Source organism: Streptomyces sp. NPDC052682 (assembly GCF_040678435.1).
In the GTDB taxonomy this organism is placed as follows: Bacteria; Actinomycetota; Actinomycetes; order Streptomycetales; family Streptomycetaceae; genus Streptomyces.
In genome coordinates this window covers 65,379-79,052 of the sequence record NZ_JBFATS010000004.1, presented here as the reverse complement: position 1 = coordinate 79,052, position 13,674 = coordinate 65,379, and the positions used below count along the sequence as shown (strand labels likewise).

10 protein-coding genes and 1 other RNA gene are annotated in these 13,674 nt (G+C 71.4%); 6 read left to right on the top strand and 5 right to left on the bottom strand.

Annotated features, from left to right (window positions below; genetic code table 11):
- Positions 1–8: 8 nt before the first annotated feature.
- Together AB0K80_RS07205 and AB0K80_RS07200 are read right to left on the bottom strand one after the other, a co-directional pair.
- Positions 9–2,243 (bottom strand): transglycosylase domain-containing protein, encoded by a 2,235-nt coding sequence (locus AB0K80_RS07205; protein WP_365666747.1) that lies wholly within the window; start codon positions 2,241–2,243, stop codon positions 9–11.
- 240 nt (positions 2,244–2,483) lie between these two features.
- Positions 2,484–3,449: a LysR family transcriptional regulator gene (locus tag AB0K80_RS07200; RefSeq protein ID WP_365666745.1), complete on the bottom strand. Its 966-nt coding sequence runs from the start codon at positions 3,447–3,449 to the stop codon at positions 2,484–2,486.
- Between the two features lie 83 nt (positions 3,450–3,532).
- Here AB0K80_RS07200 and AB0K80_RS07195 point away from each other — a divergent pair, with 83 nt between their 5' ends.
- The 6 genes from AB0K80_RS07195 to AB0K80_RS07170 all read left to right on the top strand — a co-directional run bounded on the left by AB0K80_RS07195 (position 3,533) and on the right by AB0K80_RS07170 (position 11,331).
- Positions 3,533–4,891, top strand: coding sequence for an MFS transporter (locus tag AB0K80_RS07195; protein WP_365666744.1), 1,359 nt, complete (start codon positions 3,533–3,535; stop codon positions 4,889–4,891).
- Positions 4,892–5,012: 121 nt separating this feature from the next.
- The gene (locus AB0K80_RS07190) at positions 5,013–6,305 is read left to right on the top strand and encodes an extracellular solute-binding protein (RefSeq protein ID WP_365666742.1); all 1,293 of its coding nucleotides are present in this window, start codon (positions 5,013–5,015) and stop codon (positions 6,303–6,305) included.
- Entirely contained in the window at positions 6,302–7,246 is a 945-nt protein-coding gene (locus tag AB0K80_RS07185; protein WP_365666740.1) for a sugar ABC transporter permease, read from the top strand. Before AB0K80_RS07190 ends, AB0K80_RS07185 begins: the two co-directional genes overlap by 4 nt.
- Positions 7,243–8,064, top strand: coding sequence for a carbohydrate ABC transporter permease (locus AB0K80_RS07180; RefSeq protein ID WP_365666738.1), 822 nt, complete (start codon positions 7,243–7,245; stop codon positions 8,062–8,064). Before AB0K80_RS07185 ends, AB0K80_RS07180 begins: the two co-directional genes overlap by 4 nt.
- A gap of 10 nt (positions 8,065–8,074) precedes the next feature.
- Positions 8,075–10,324 (top strand): alpha-xylosidase, encoded by a 2,250-nt coding sequence (gene yicI, locus AB0K80_RS07175; RefSeq protein ID WP_365666736.1) that lies wholly within the window; start codon positions 8,075–8,077, stop codon positions 10,322–10,324.
- Complete coding sequence (locus tag AB0K80_RS07170) at positions 10,324–11,331, top strand: LacI family DNA-binding transcriptional regulator (RefSeq protein WP_365666734.1); 1,008 nt, start codon at positions 10,324–10,326, stop codon at positions 11,329–11,331. The genes yicI and AB0K80_RS07170 overlap by 1 nt, the downstream gene beginning before the upstream one ends.
- Positions 11,332–11,408: 77 nt before the next feature.
- Here the strand turns inward: AB0K80_RS07170 and ssrA are convergent.
- From ssrA to AB0K80_RS07155, 3 genes are all read right to left on the bottom strand, one after another.
- Positions 11,409–11,810, bottom strand: a transfer-messenger RNA (tmRNA) gene (gene ssrA / locus AB0K80_RS07165).
- Between the two features lie 111 nt (positions 11,811–11,921).
- Positions 11,922–12,401, bottom strand: coding sequence for an SsrA-binding protein SmpB (gene smpB, locus AB0K80_RS07160; protein ID WP_365666733.1), 480 nt, complete (start codon positions 12,399–12,401; stop codon positions 11,922–11,924).
- 46 nt (positions 12,402–12,447) lie between these two features.
- Positions 12,448–13,617 carry a S41 family peptidase gene (locus tag AB0K80_RS07155; protein ID WP_365666731.1) on the bottom strand — a complete coding sequence of 390 codons (1,170 nt, stop codon included), beginning with the start codon at positions 13,615–13,617 and terminating at the stop codon, positions 12,448–12,450.
- Between the last annotated feature and the right edge of the window lie 57 nt (positions 13,618–13,674).

Genomic DNA, 13,674 nt, shown 5'->3' with positions numbered 1-13,674 from the left:
TTCGGTGCTCAGCCGAGCGGTCTCACGGCGCGGGACCAGATGCCGTAGGGGACGCTGTCGGCCGTGGTGCCGGCGATCCCCTTCAGGGGCAGTGGCTCGAGGCTCTCGGCCAGGTCCATGCGGTAGACGACGACCGCCGTGGAGACGGTTCTGTGCGTGCCGACGTACCAGGCGGCGGTGTCGTCCTGCGTCGTCCCGGCCTTCCCGGCCACGTCGGCGGTGGCGGGCGCGTCGGTGGGGTGCGCGGCGCGGAAGGCGTCCCGGAGCGCGGAGGTGACCTCCTCGGCCACGTCGGCGCCGACCGCCCGGCGCGGGCTGGGCAGGTTCAGGGCGACCTTGGTGCCGTTGTGGGTGATCCGGCGCACCGAGTACGGCTCGGTGTGCTTGCCGGCCGCCGCGAAGGTGGCGTAGCCGCCGGCCATGCGTATGGCGCTGGGCGTGGAGCTGCCCAGCGCCAGCGCGGGCACCTGGTCGCCGATGCTGGAGGGCAGCAGGCCCGAGGCCACGGCGGTGGCGCGCACCTTGTCCAGTCCGGTGTCCATGCCGAGCTGCATGAACGGCGCGTTCACCGACAGTTTCAGCGCCCGGTGCAGGGAGATCGGCCCGTAGGACCGGTCCCCGTCGTTGTCGGTGGTCACCTTGCGGCCGCTGCGGTCCCAGTACGGCCCCTCCGGCGTGGTCACCGGCACGTCGTCGTCGCCGTTGTAGACCGACTCCCCGGTGATCGGGGTCGCCGCCCCGTCGCGGGTCTTGCGGACGCCGTGTTCCAGGCCGGCCGCGTACACGAACGGCTGGAACGCGGAGCCGGCCGGGACGGTGGTGGCGTTCGACTCGTTGTAGCCCTGCTTGCGGTGGTCGGGGCCGCCGTAGACGGCGAGTATCCGGCCGTCGGCGGCCACCGAGGCCGCCCCGTAGTGCGCGGTCCTCGCGGTCTTCGGGTGGTCCTTCAGGGCCTTGTCGCGCGCCTTGGTGACGGCCTCGACGAGCTGGGCCTCCCGCTTCTTGTCGAAGGTCGTGTAGATCTGGTAGCCGCCGAGGTCGAAGTCCTGGTCGGAGATCTTCGCGGCCTTCTTGGCGTACTGGGAGGCGAGTTCGACGAGGTAGTCGCTCTGCTCACCGGTGTCGTACAGCGGGTTGCGCTTCAGCGGTTCGGGGAACGTGCGGTACCTGGCCCGCTCGGCCTTGGAGAGCTTGCCGATCTCGACCATCCGGTCGAGCGTCCAGGACCAGCGTTCCACGGCCCGGGCGCGGTTGGCGCTGTTGAGGGTCGGGTCGTACAGGCCGGCGCCCTTGAGCAGGGAGGCCAGGAACGCGGCCTCGCTGGCGTTGAGTTCGCTGACGTCCTTGCCGTAGTAGGCCTGGGCGGCGCGCTGGATGCCGTACGTGCCGCGGCCGAACCAGCTGGTGTTGAGGTAGCTCTCGAGGATCTCGTCCTTGCTCATCTTGTTGTCGAGCTTGAGGGCGATGAGCGCCTCGGTGAATTTGCGGGTGACCGTCTGGTCCTGGTTGAGGTAGACGTTCTTCACGTATTGCTGGGTGATGGTCGAGCCGCCCTGGGTGTCGCCTTGGCCGAGGGTGCGGAACAGGGCACGGGTGACGCCCTTGAGGGAGATGCCGGGGTCGCTGTAGAAGCTCTCGTTCTCCGCGGCCAGCACCGCCCACCGGACGTCCTCGGGGATGTCCTTGAGCGGCATCGCCTGCCGCTGCACCCAGCCGGTGCGGGCCATCGGCGTCCCGTCGGACCAGAAGAACACGTTGTCCTGCTGGGTGGCGTACGAGTTGAGGTCGTCCGGGATGTCGGTGGCCGCGTAGGCGGCGACGAGGGAGAGACCGCCGAGGCCCACGGCGGCGAGCGAGCCGCCGAGCCACTGCCGCCAGGAGGGCATCCACCGGCGCCAGCCGGTGCGTCCGGGCCGGGGGTACTGCGGCCGCATCCGGCGGACGTAGGGCAGCAGGCGGGCGGTCCACACGGCGAGGACGCCCAGCACGGGGGCCACGTACGGCAGGGCGAGGAGGCGGGAGCGGAGGGAGGGGCGGGGGGCCTTGCGGGGGTTACGGCTGCCGCGCTGCCGCGGCCGGCCGGCCGGGGCCTGGCGTTCGCGACTCGGCGCCTCCTCCGATGACGGGGGGGTTATTTCGGAATGCCTCGAATGTTCTTTCGCGGACCCGGATATGTGCGGTGGCGGGACGCGCAACTGCATGGTCTCGTCCGGCCGTATTGAGCCGGGCACCTTCAGCTGCATGGTCGCGTCCGACTCCGAAGGCCCCCCTCCGCGCCCCGTTTCCGCCACGACATCTCCCCCTAGCATCCGGCATCGATCGCGCGGGCTGACGGACAAAAGAGTCAGACCCTTGTGGTTGATGCGGCTGCAAACCGACTACCGACCCCGCAGCTCGAACGAATCTACAAATTAGCAGTTCCCTTCACAACGCCTCCACACGTGAACTCACCCACAACAGCGTGTGCCGCGGCGCGTGGCGGGTCAGTCTCGCAGGCCCAGCACGGCGGCGTCGGCCGGCGGGAGCCACGCCCCCGCGGGCCGCCGCAGCCACCCCTCCTCGGCCGTCAGCCGGGCCGCGGCCCGGCGCAGCGCGTCCAACGCGGGATGCGCCAGCCCCTTGCGCCAGACCAGCGACACCGGTGACAGCGGCACCGGATCGACCAGGGGCCGCACCACAGTGGCGGGCAGCGGCGGGAAGTCCACCACGGCGAGGACGGGGTGGCGGGTGCGGGCCATGAGCCGCTGGAACTCCTCGTCCCCGACGGCCAGCGGAGCGGGCGGCGCGACCTCGATGCCCCGCCCCTCGAACAGCAGCCGCGCGAGGCCGGTCCACTCCGGGGTCCGGTCATTGCCCGCACCGGCGTAGACGGCCTCACCGGCCAGGGCGTCCAGCGGCACCTCGGCCAGGGACGCCAGCCGGTGGTCCTCGGGCAGCACGACGGCCATCGGCTCGCAGCGCACCGGCTGGTGGTCCAGGCCGGCCCGCAGCCCCGGGGGCAGCCCGGCGAACCGCCCGAACGACGCGTCCAGCCGGCCCGCGAGCAGTTCCCCCGCGGCCCCGGTCAGGCCGCTTTCGAAGCGGGCCATCAGCTCCTGCTCGGGGGCGAGTTCCCGGGCCCGGTGCAGCACGCGGCGCGGGGTGACCAGGCCCGGCGAGTTGAGGTCCACCAGCAGCGGGCGGGCCTGCCCGAAGGCGGCGAGCAGGTCGTCCAGCGCCTGGAGCACCCGCCGGGCGTACGGCAGCAGCCGCTCACCGTCGGCGGTCGGCGTCACCTGCCGGGTGGTCCGTACGAACAGTTCGGTGCCCAGCTGCCGTTCCAGGCGCCGGACGTCCCGGCTGAGCGCCTGCTGGGCGACGTACAGGCGGGCCGCGGCGCGCGTGAAGTGCAACTCCTCGGCGACGGCGACGAAGGCGCGCAGGAGGCGGGGGTCGAGAGGGGCGGGCACCCGGTGAACTTACAACAGGGGTGCGTGAATCGGTACGGAGCAGGTGTTGGACCCCTCGACCGGCCCGGGGCGACGGTGAGGGCATGCCGCAGCCCCCTGCCGAAGACGCCCTGCTGTACACCCTCACCTCCGACACGCTCGTCATCGCCGACTTCCGCCCGCGCACCCGCGCCCGCCCCGAGCCACGCGAGCAGCGGCGCGGGAAGCCCCCGGAACAGCCGCGCGGGCAGTCACGGAAGCAGCCGCCCGGCCCGTACCGCCGCCTGTTCGCCCGCCCCGGCACCCTCGCCTTCACACTCGGGAATCTGACGGCCCGCCTCCCGATGGGCATGTTCGGCCTGAGCGCGGTGATGATGATCGCCGGCTCGCGGGGCTCGTACGCCCTCGCCGGCGCCGTCACCGGCACGGGACTGGCGGCGACCGCGGTGGCCGGGCCGTGGGTCGCGCGGCTGGTCGACCGGTACGGGCAGGCCCGCGTCGCCGTGCCCGCCGCGGCCGTCGCCGCGCTCGGCTCCCTCGCGCTGCTGCTGTGCGTGCGGTACGACGCCCCCGACTGGACCCTGTTCGCCTCCTACGCCGCCACCGCCACCACCCCCAACACCGGCGGCATGTCCCGCGCCCGCTGGGCCCACCTGCTGCGGGACGACCCCGAGGCCCTGCACACCGCGAACTCCTTCGAGCAGGCGGCGGACGAGCTGTGCTTCATGCTCGGACCGGTGCTCGCGGCCTTCCTGTGCGGGACGTTCTTCCCGGAGGCGGGCACGCTCGCCGGCGCGCTGCTGCTGATGACCGGCGTCCTGCTCTTCGCCGCGCAGCGCTCCACGGAGCCCCCCGTGCGGGCACGGGCGCACACCGGGCCCCCGTTCCGCGCGCTGGGCCCGCTGCTGGCCGTCTGCCTCGCGACCGGCGGCGTGTTCGGCGCGACGGACGTCGTCACCGTAGCGTTCGCAGACGCACAGGGGCACCGGTCGGCGGCGGGTGTCCTGCTCGCCCTTCAGGCGGCCGGGTCCTGCGCGGCGGGCGTGCTGTACGGCGCGCTCCGGCCGGGCGGGTCCGCCACCGTACGCCTGTCCCGGTGCCTCGCGGTCATGACGGCCCTGCTCGCCCTGCCCCTGCTCGCCGCCCGCACCGGCTCCCTGCCGCTCCTGGCGGGCGCGCTGCTGCTCGCGGGCCTGGCGATCGCCCCGACGATGGTCACCACCATGACGCTGGTCCAGCAGCGCACCGGGGAGGACCGGCTCAACGAGGGCATGACCCTCGCGGTGACCGGCCTGCTCTGCGGCGTCGCCGCGGGCAGCGCGGCAGGTGGCCGGCTGGTGGAGCACGGGCCGGTCACGGCCGGGTACGCGGTGCCGGTCACGGCGGCCGCCGCAGCCCTGGTGATGAGTCTGGCCCTGGGCCGGTCGTCGAATCGCTTCACCAATCCCGGTACAACCCATTGACGCCACGAACAGGCCCCACATAGCGTCGCCCGTCGAAGCGCTTCGACAGCGGGTCGAACCATTCGACAACGCTGTCGGGGCGCCCTGACCCGCCCGTCCGGCTCCCTTTTGGAGGCACAGGATGTTGACGGCACGACGGCACGTGATGGCGACGGCGGTGGCGCTCGCGGGGGCCCTGCTCCTGGCCTCCTGCGGTGGCTCGGACGGCGGCTCCTCCGACGGCAGGACGCTGCGGCTCTGGCACTACGAGGGCCCGGACAGCGCGATGGGCGCGGCCTGGAACGAGGCCGTCAAGGAGTTCGAGAGGACGCACCCGGGCGTGCGGGTCGAGTTCGAGGAGAAGGGCTTCGAGCAGATCCAGAAGACCGCGCCGATGGTCCTCAACTCCGGTGACGCCCCCGACCTCATGGAGTACAACAAGGGCAACGCCACGGCCGGTCTGCTCTCCCGGCAGGGCCTGCTCACCGACCTGACCGCCGAGGCCGCCAAGCGCGGCTGGGACAGGAAGCTGAGCCCGGCTGTGCGCACCACGAGCGTGTACGACAGCAAAGGCGTAATGGGCTCGGGCGCGTGGTACGGCGTCCCGAACTACGCCGAGTACACGCTGGTCTACTTCAACAAGGACCTGTTCAGGAAGCACGGCGTCGCCGAGCCGAAGACCCTTCCCGAACTGACCGCCGCCATGGACGCCTTCGTGAAGGACGGCGTCACCCCGCTGGCCAACGCGGGCGCCGAGTACATGGCCCAGCAGTACCTCTACCAGCTGGCTCTCTCCAAGGCCGACCGCTCCTGGGTCGACGCCTACGAGCTGTACAAGGGCAAGACCGACTTCCACGACGCGGCCTGGACCTACGCCGCCGAGACCTTCGCCGACTGGGTGAAGAAGGGCTACCTCGCCAAGACCTCCTCCAGCACCAAGGCGGAGGACGCCGGCGTCTCCTTCCTGCAGGGCAAGGCGCCGATCATGTTCTCCGGCAGCTGGTGGTTCGGCCGGGTCAAGGCGGAGGCGACGTTCGACTGGGGCACCTTCCTGTGGCCCGGATCGGACCTGACTCTCGGCTCCGGCGGCAACCTCTGGGTGGTTCCCAAGGGCGCCGAGAACAAGGAACTGGCCTACGACTTCATCGACATCACCATGTCGGAGAAGATCCAGAACCTGCTCGGCAACAAGGGCGGTGTCCCGGTCGCCGCCGACCCGAAGGCCATCACCGACCCGCGGGCCAAGGCGCTCATCGCCGACTTCAACGCCCTCTCGGAGCAGGACGGCCTGGCCTTCTACCCCGACTGGCCCGTCCCCGGCTTCTACGACGTGCTGGTCTCCGAGACCCAGAAGCTGATCACCGGCAGCACGCAGCCGGACGCGTACCTCGACGCCCTCCAGGAGGCCTACGACAAGGGCGCCCCCCGGCGATGACGGTGACCGTCGAGAAGACCCCCGGCCGGGCCCCGGCCCGCCGCCCCCGCGCCCCCTACGCCCTGTTCCTGCTGCCCGGCGTCCTCGCCTTCCTGGCCGTCGTGGTCGTGCCGCTGGTGATGAACACCTCGGTGAGCTTCACCGACTGGCAGGGCGTGGGCAGCCCGAGTTGGACGGGCCTGGCCAACTACCGGGAGCTGCTCGCCGACGGCGAGTTCTGGGCGTCCTTCCGGCACAGCCTGTTCATGGTGGTGGCGATGGCCGTCGTCCCCACGGCGATCGGCCTGGTCCTGGCCGCGGCCCTGTTCGACTACGTCGGCAAGCACGCCGGCACCCGGTGGGTCGCGGTCCTGCGCGCCTGCTTCTACCTCCCGCAGGTACTGCCGATCGCGGTCGCCGGCATCGTCTGGAGCTGGATCCTCGCCCCCGACAACGGCTCCCTCAACGCCCTGCTGGAGGCGGTCGGACTGAAGTCCTGGCAGCAGGACTGGCTCGGCGACCCCGACCTCGCCCTCTACAGCGTCATGGGCGTGATGGTCTGGGTCCAGGTCGGCTTCCCCCTGGTCGTCTTCATGGCGGGCCTGCAGCGCGTCGACCCGCAGCTGTACGAGGCGGCCGAACTGGACGGGGCGGGCTGGTGGCGCCGCTTCCGGCACATCACGCTGCCGCAGATCCGGCCCGAGACCTACGTCGTACTGACCTGGTGCACGATCGCCGCCCTGAAGGTGTTCGGCGCGGTGTACGTGCTGACCAAGGGCGGCCCGGGAGGCGCCACCGACGTGCCCTCCTACTTCTCCTTCACCACGTTCTTCGAGAAGACCCAGGTCGGCTACGGCGCGGCGATCTCCACCGTGCTGACCGTGGTCATCCTCGCCCTGTCCCTGGTCGGGCTGAAGCTCCAGACCAGGGCCGAGGACACCGAGGAGGGGACGCGCGCATGACCGCCGTACGCCGTTACCCGGTGCTCGTGGCCCTGTGCCTGGCCGCGCTGTTCATGGTCGTCCCGTTCGTCATCGTGGCGGTCAACGCGGTCAAGTCCCCGGCCGAGTACGCCCGGAGCGGGCCGCTGAGCCTGCCCGACGGTCTCTACCTGGACGGGCTGAAGGACTTCTGGCAGCGCGTGGACTACGGCCGGAAGCTGGTCAACTCCCTGCTGATCAGCGGCGCGGTGGCGGTGTGCGCGGCCGTCCTGTCGATCCTCAACGCGTACGCCATCGGCATCGGCCGGATCAGGGGGCGCACCTGGGTGCTGGCGTTCTTCGTGCTGGCGAACATGCTGCCGCAGGAGGCGCTGGTCTACCCGGTCTACTACCTGAGCAAGGAGGCCGGCCTCTACGACACCCGACTCAGTGTGATCATCGTCTTCACGGTGCTCCAGGCGGCCTTCGGCACCTATCTGCTGTCGTCGGTGCTGGGGCGGTTCCCCCGAGAGATCATCGAGGCCGCCCGGATCGACGGGGCGAACGCCTGGCAGGTGCTGTGGCGGATCGTGGTCCCCGTCAGCCGCCCCACCCTCGGCGTGCTGCTGGTGTTCTTCTTCATCTGGACCTGGAACGAGTTCCTGCTCCCCCTGGTCATGCTGATCTCCAACGACAACCAGACGGTGTCGGTGGCGCTCGGTGTCCTGCAGGGCCAGCGCCTGATGGACGCCACCATGACCAACGCGGCGGCCCTGCTCGGCGTGCTGCCCGCCCTCGTCTTCTTCCTCGTCTTCCAGCGGACCCTGACCCGCGGTATCGCCGTGGGCGCCGTCAAGTAAGGACCCCGACATGAAGTTCACGGACGGTTACTGGCTGCTGCGCGAGGGCGTCACCGCGGCCTATCCGGTCCAGGTGCTCGACGTCACCGCGCAGGACGGCGCGCTGGAGATCCACGCGCCGACCCAGCCCATCCGCCACCGCGGCGACCTGTTGAAGGGACCGGTCGTGACGATCAGCGCGCACACGCCGATGCCGGACGTCATCGGCGTCACCTTCACCCACTTCGACGGCGAGCAGCCGCGCGGCCCGCGGTTCGCGCTCACCCGCGAGGACGTCCCGCCGCAGGTGGCGTACGACGACGAGCACGCGACCCTGACCTCCGGCGCGCTGTCGGTCCGGGTCGCCCGCACCGGCCCCTGGCAGGTGGACTTCCTGGCCCACGGCCGCACGCTCACCTCCAGCTCCACCAAGGGCATGGGCATCATGCGGGACGCCTCGGGCGGGCACTACCTGCGCGAGCAGCTCAACCTGGGCGTCGGCACGTCCGTCTACGGCCTGGGCGAACGCTTCGGCCCGCTGGTGAAGAACGGCCAGGTCGTCGACATCTGGAACGCCGACGGCGGCACGGCCACCGAACAGGCCTACAAGAACGCCCCCTTCTACCTCACCGACCAGGGCTACGGCGTCTTCGTCGACCACCCGGGCAAGGTGTCCTTCGAGGTCGGCTCGGAGGTGGTCTCCCGGGTGCAGTTCAGCGCGGAGACACAGCAGCTCACGTACTACGTCATCTACGGCCCCACCCCGAAGGACATCCTGCGCAAGTACACGGCCCTCACCGGCCGCCCGGCGCTGCCGCCGCCCTGGTCGTTCGGCCTGTGGCTGTCGACGTCCTTCACGACCTCGTACGACGAGGAGACGGTCACCTCCTTCATCGAGGGCATGCGGCAGCGCGAACTGCCCTTGTCCGTCTTCCACTTCGACTGCTTCTGGATGCGCGAGTTCAACTGGTGCGACTTCCAGTGGGACCCGCGCGTGTTCCCCGACCCGGCGGGCATGCTCTCCCGGCTGCACGCCCGGGGCCTGCGGGTGTGCGTGTGGATCAACCCGTACATCGCCCAGCGCTCCCCGCTGTTCGCGGAGGGCAAGGAGCTCGGGCACCTGCTGAAGCGGCCGGACGGCAGTGTCTGGCAGTGGGACCTGTGGCAGCCGGGCATGGCCCTGGTCGACTTCACCTCCCCGGCGGCCCGCGACTGGTACGCGGCCAAGCTTCAGGCGCTGCTCGCGCAGGGCGTGGACTGCTTCAAGACCGACTTCGGCGAGCGGGTCCCCCTCGACGTGGCCTGGTCGGACGGCTCCGACCCGGAGCGCATGCACAACTACTACACGTACCTGTACAACCAGACCGTCTTCGAGGTGCTGCGCAAGCACCGGGGCGAGGAGGAGGCGGTCGTCTTCGCCCGCTCTGCCACGGCCGGCAGCCAGAAGTTCCCGGTGCACTGGGGCGGCGACTGCGAGGCCACCTACGAGTCGATGGCCGAGTCGCTCCGGGGAGGCCTCTCGCTGGGCCTGTCCGGCTTCGGCTACTGGAGCCACGACATCGGCGGCTTCGAGGGCACCCCCTCCCCCGCCCTGTTCAAGCGCTGGGTCGCCTTCGGCCTGCTGTCCTCGCACAGCCGCCTGCACGGCAGCTCCTCCTACCGGGTCCCCTGGCTGTTCGACGAGGAGGCCGTCGACGTCCTGCGGCTGTTCACGAAGCTGAAGCTGCGGCTCATGCCCTACCTGTACGGCGTCGCCCGCACCGCCCACGCCGAGGGCGTGCCGATGATGCGGGCGATGGTGCTGGAGTTCCCGGACGACCCGGGCTGCGCGCACCTGGAACGGCAGTACATGCTCGGGCCGGACCTGCTGGTCGCGCCGGTGTTCTCCGACGAGGGGGACGTCACCTACTACGTGCCCGAGGGCACCTGGACCCACTTCCTGACCGGCGAGACGGTCACCGGTCCCCGCTGGGTCCGCGAGCAGCACGGTTTCCTGAGCGTGCCGCTGCTGGTCCGGCCCGGTGCGGTGCTCCCGGTGGGCGCGGTGGACGACCGCCCCGACTACGACCACGCCGACGGCGTCACCCTGCGCGCGTACGGCCTCGAGCGCGGCGACCAGGTGACGGTAGTGGTCCAGGACGTCACCTTCACGGTGGTACGGGAAGGCGACACCCTGCGCGCCTCCTGCGGCGACCCGTCGCGCCCCTGGGGCCTGGCAGCCGGCGACCGCGAGGCGCGCGCCGCGGCCGGCACCGGCTTCCTCTCCCTGGAGCTGGGCTGATGGTGAAGATCACGGACGTGGCACGGCACGCCGGGGTCTCCCCCAGCACCGTGTCCTACGCGCTGAGCGGCAAGAGACCCATCTCCGAGGAGACCCGGCGCCGTGTCGAGGCGGCCGTCCGCGAACTGGGCTACCGCCCGCACGCCGGTGCCCGGGCACTGGCCAGCGGCACGTCGGACGTGCTGGGCCTCGTGCTCCCGTTACGGGCCGGCATCCATGTGCCGGTGGCGATGCGGTGCGCGGTGTCGGCGGTGACCACGGCCCGCCGGTACGGCCATGACGTGCTGCTGCTCACCCAGGAGGACGGCGAGGAGAGGCTGCGCGGGATCGCGGAGACGGCCCTGGTGGACGCGCTGCTCGTCATGGACGTCGAACTCCAGGACCCCCGTCTGCCGCTGCTGCGGTCCCTGGACCGGCCGTGCGTGCTGATCGGCGCTCCCGCCGAGCCGGACGGGCTGACCTGCCTCGACCTGGACTTCAGGGCGGCCGGAGAGGCGTGCGTGGAGCATCTGGTGCGGCTCGGGCACCGGGTGCTGGCGCTGGTCGGCTCCCCGCCGGAGGTGTACGTCCGGCAGACCGCGTTCGCGCAGCGCCTCGTGCAGGGCTTCACAGCCGCCGCCGACCGGCACCGGCTGGCCTGCGCCGTACACCCCTGCGAGCCCGGCCCCGAGGCCGCCCGCCGCATCGCCGAGCACCTGCTGCGGGAGCAGCCGGCCCTGACCGGGGTCGTCGTCCACAACGAACCCCTGCTGGAACCCCTCATCGACGCCTTCGAGGCCCTCGGCCTGCGGGTGCCCGGCGACGTGTCGGTGATCGCCCTGTGCCCCGACGACCTCGCCGCATCCGTGCGCGTCCCGGTCACGTCCGTGGCCGTGCCGGCGGCGGAGATGGGTGAGCGGGCGGTGGAACTGCTGATGAAGAAGCTGGCGGGCACCCCCGTCCCGCACACGACCCTGCTCCCGCCGCGCCTGACGGAACGGGCGAGCACCGCACCCCGGGCACACTGACGTGGGTGAGAAGCCGCGCGACAACGACGAAGGCGACGCGGCCCGCGCTGTCCGCGGGCACACGTCGCCTGTCGTCTTCGTGGAGATGGCGGGAATCGAACCCGCGTCCAACGGTGCAGAACCAGGGCTTCTCCGTGTGCAGTCCGCTTCGCTTTTCTCGGCCCCGGAGATCACGCGGACAAGTCTCCGACGGGCCCAGTCACTGTGTGGTTTCCCTCTTCACCCCGTGACCGGGATCGAGGTTTAGTTCCCTAGATGATGCCAGGACCCGGGTCGGGAACACCCCCGGACTGACACTCCCTTTGGTAGGGGAGCTGCGCTCGCGGCCTTAGATCAGGCAGCGAGGGCGAGCTCGCCCTGGGAGAGCTTTGCCTTGGAATTGGCAGTTATTTTTTTCGGCCTGTGGTTTACGAGATCATGGCCGCTTCCTCGACACGCTTCCCCTGCTTCGACATCCGCTGTCGAAACCGATCATCCCCATGTTGATTTCTCAAGGTGCGCACCCGCGAGGGGTGCTGCGCACCGCCTGAGCGGTGCAGGTGCCATCGTACGAGATCAACGCCCCTGGATGCCACCGTATTCCCGGCGGTCTAGGCCCGGGCCTTGCGGCGCACGGCGGACATCACGCGCTCGGCCTCGCGCCGGTCCTGCTTCTCGCGGAGCGTCTGGCGCTTGTCGTACTCCTTCTTGCCCTTGGCCAGCGCGATCTCGATCTTGGCGCGGCCGTCCTTGAAGTACAGGGACAGCGGCACGATGGTGTGGCCGGACTCCTGCGCCTTCGCCTCCAGCTTGTCGATCTCGGCGCGGTGCAGCAGCAGCTTCCGCTTGCGGCGGGCGCTGTGGTTGGTCCAGGTGCCCTGGCTGTACTCCGGCACGTGCACGTTGTGCAGCCACGCCTCGTGTCCGTCCACCTGGATGAAGCCCTCGACCAGCGACGCGCGCCCCTGGCGCAGCGACTTCACCTCGGTGCCCGTGAGGACCAGTCCGGCCTCGTAGGTGTCGATGATGTGGTAGTCGTGCCGCGCCTTCTTGTTCTGCGCGATCAGCTTGCGCCCTTTTTCCTTAGCCATAGTGCCGCCCATTTTCGCACTACGCAGGGGGTCGGCGGGAAGCCGATTACCGCGCCTCGCCCAGGCCGCTCAGCACCGTCTCGGCCTGGCGCAGCGCGCCCTCGTCCGCCTCGAGGTCGGGAGTGATGCCCTGGCCGTCGACGCTGCGGCCGGACGGGGTGCGGTAGTGCCCGACCGTGAGCTCGGCGACGGAGCCGCCGGGCAGCCGGCTCGGCATCTGCACCGAGCCCTTGCCGAAGGTGCGGGAGCCGACGACCACGGCCCGCCCGCGGTCCTGCAGGGCGCCGGTGAGGAGCTCGGCCGCGCTCATCGTGCCCCCGTCCACGACGGTGACCAGGGGCCTGGCGGTGTCGCCGCCGCCGTCGGCGTGCAGGGCGCGCTGCTCGCCGTCGATGTCGTAGGTGGCGACCAGACCGCCGTCGAGGAAGGCGGAGGCGGCCGTGACGGCCTCGGTGACCAGGCCGCCGGAGTTGCCGCGCAGGTCCAAGACGATCCCGGCGCCGTGCGGGGCGCGCCGTACGGCGCCGCGGACCTGGTCGCCGGTGCCCTTGGTGAACGCGGCGACCTTGATGACGGTGGCCCCGCCGGCGAGGTGCCGCACCGTGACGGAGTCGGTGGACAGGCGGGCCCGGCGCAGCGTCTCGGTCCACACGCGCGTGCCGCGCTGCAGGCCGAGCCGGACGGTCGTACCGGCGTCCGCTCCGGTGGCCTCGCCGCGCAGTAAGGAGACGACCTCGGTGACGGGCCGGCCGTCGACGCGGTGTCCGTCCACGCGCGTCAGCCGGTCGCCCGGGCGGATGCCGGCCTCGGCCGCGGGCGATCCGGCCCGCACCTTCGTCACCTCGATACGGCCGTCGCGCTCGCGCCGCGCCCACAGGCCGACGCCGGTGTACCGCCCGTCGAGGGCCTGTTCGAACTCCTCGTACTCGCCCGGGGAGTAGACGGCGGCCCACCGGTCGCCGCTGCGGCTGACGGCGCGCCGGGCGGCCTCCATGGAGGACGTGCCGTCGGCCATCGCCTCCTCGGCCGCCCTGACGACGTCCGCGTGGTGCCCGGCGGGAGCGGCCGGACGGGCCGCCTCCGTAGCGGTCTCGCGGTCCGTGCCGGGCAGGGAGCCGGTGGCGGCGCCGACGCCGAGGACGCTCGCGAAGACCAAGGTCAGGGCGGCCCCGCGGCGCATGCGGCGGGGCTGACAGAACAGGTCACGACCTGACATGCCGGTGAGTCTAGGACAAGCGGAAGGGCCGTACGGTCCGTTGACCGCACGGCCCCT

Coding starts and splice junctions, on each gene's coding strand:
- AB0K80_RS07205 (WP_365666747.1), bottom strand. CDS start 2,243: ATGCAGCTGAAGGTGCCCGGCTCAATACGGCCGGACGAGACCATGCAG.
- AB0K80_RS07195 (WP_365666744.1), top strand. CDS start 3,533: ATGCCGCAGCCCCCTGCCGAAGACGCCCTGCTGTACACCCTCACCTCC.
- AB0K80_RS07190 (WP_365666742.1), top strand. CDS start 5,013: ATGTTGACGGCACGACGGCACGTGATGGCGACGGCGGTGGCGCTCGCG.
- AB0K80_RS07185 (WP_365666740.1), top strand. CDS start 6,302: ATGACGGTGACCGTCGAGAAGACCCCCGGCCGGGCCCCGGCCCGCCGC.
- AB0K80_RS07180 (WP_365666738.1), top strand. CDS start 7,243: ATGACCGCCGTACGCCGTTACCCGGTGCTCGTGGCCCTGTGCCTGGCC.
- yicI (WP_365666736.1), top strand. CDS start 8,075: ATGAAGTTCACGGACGGTTACTGGCTGCTGCGCGAGGGCGTCACCGCG.
- AB0K80_RS07170 (WP_365666734.1), top strand. CDS start 10,324: ATGGTGAAGATCACGGACGTGGCACGGCACGCCGGGGTCTCCCCCAGC.
- smpB (WP_365666733.1), bottom strand. CDS start 12,401: ATGGCTAAGGAAAAAGGGCGCAAGCTGATCGCGCAGAACAAGAAGGCG.
- AB0K80_RS07155 (WP_365666731.1), bottom strand. CDS start 13,617: ATGTCAGGTCGTGACCTGTTCTGTCAGCCCCGCCGCATGCGCCGCGGG.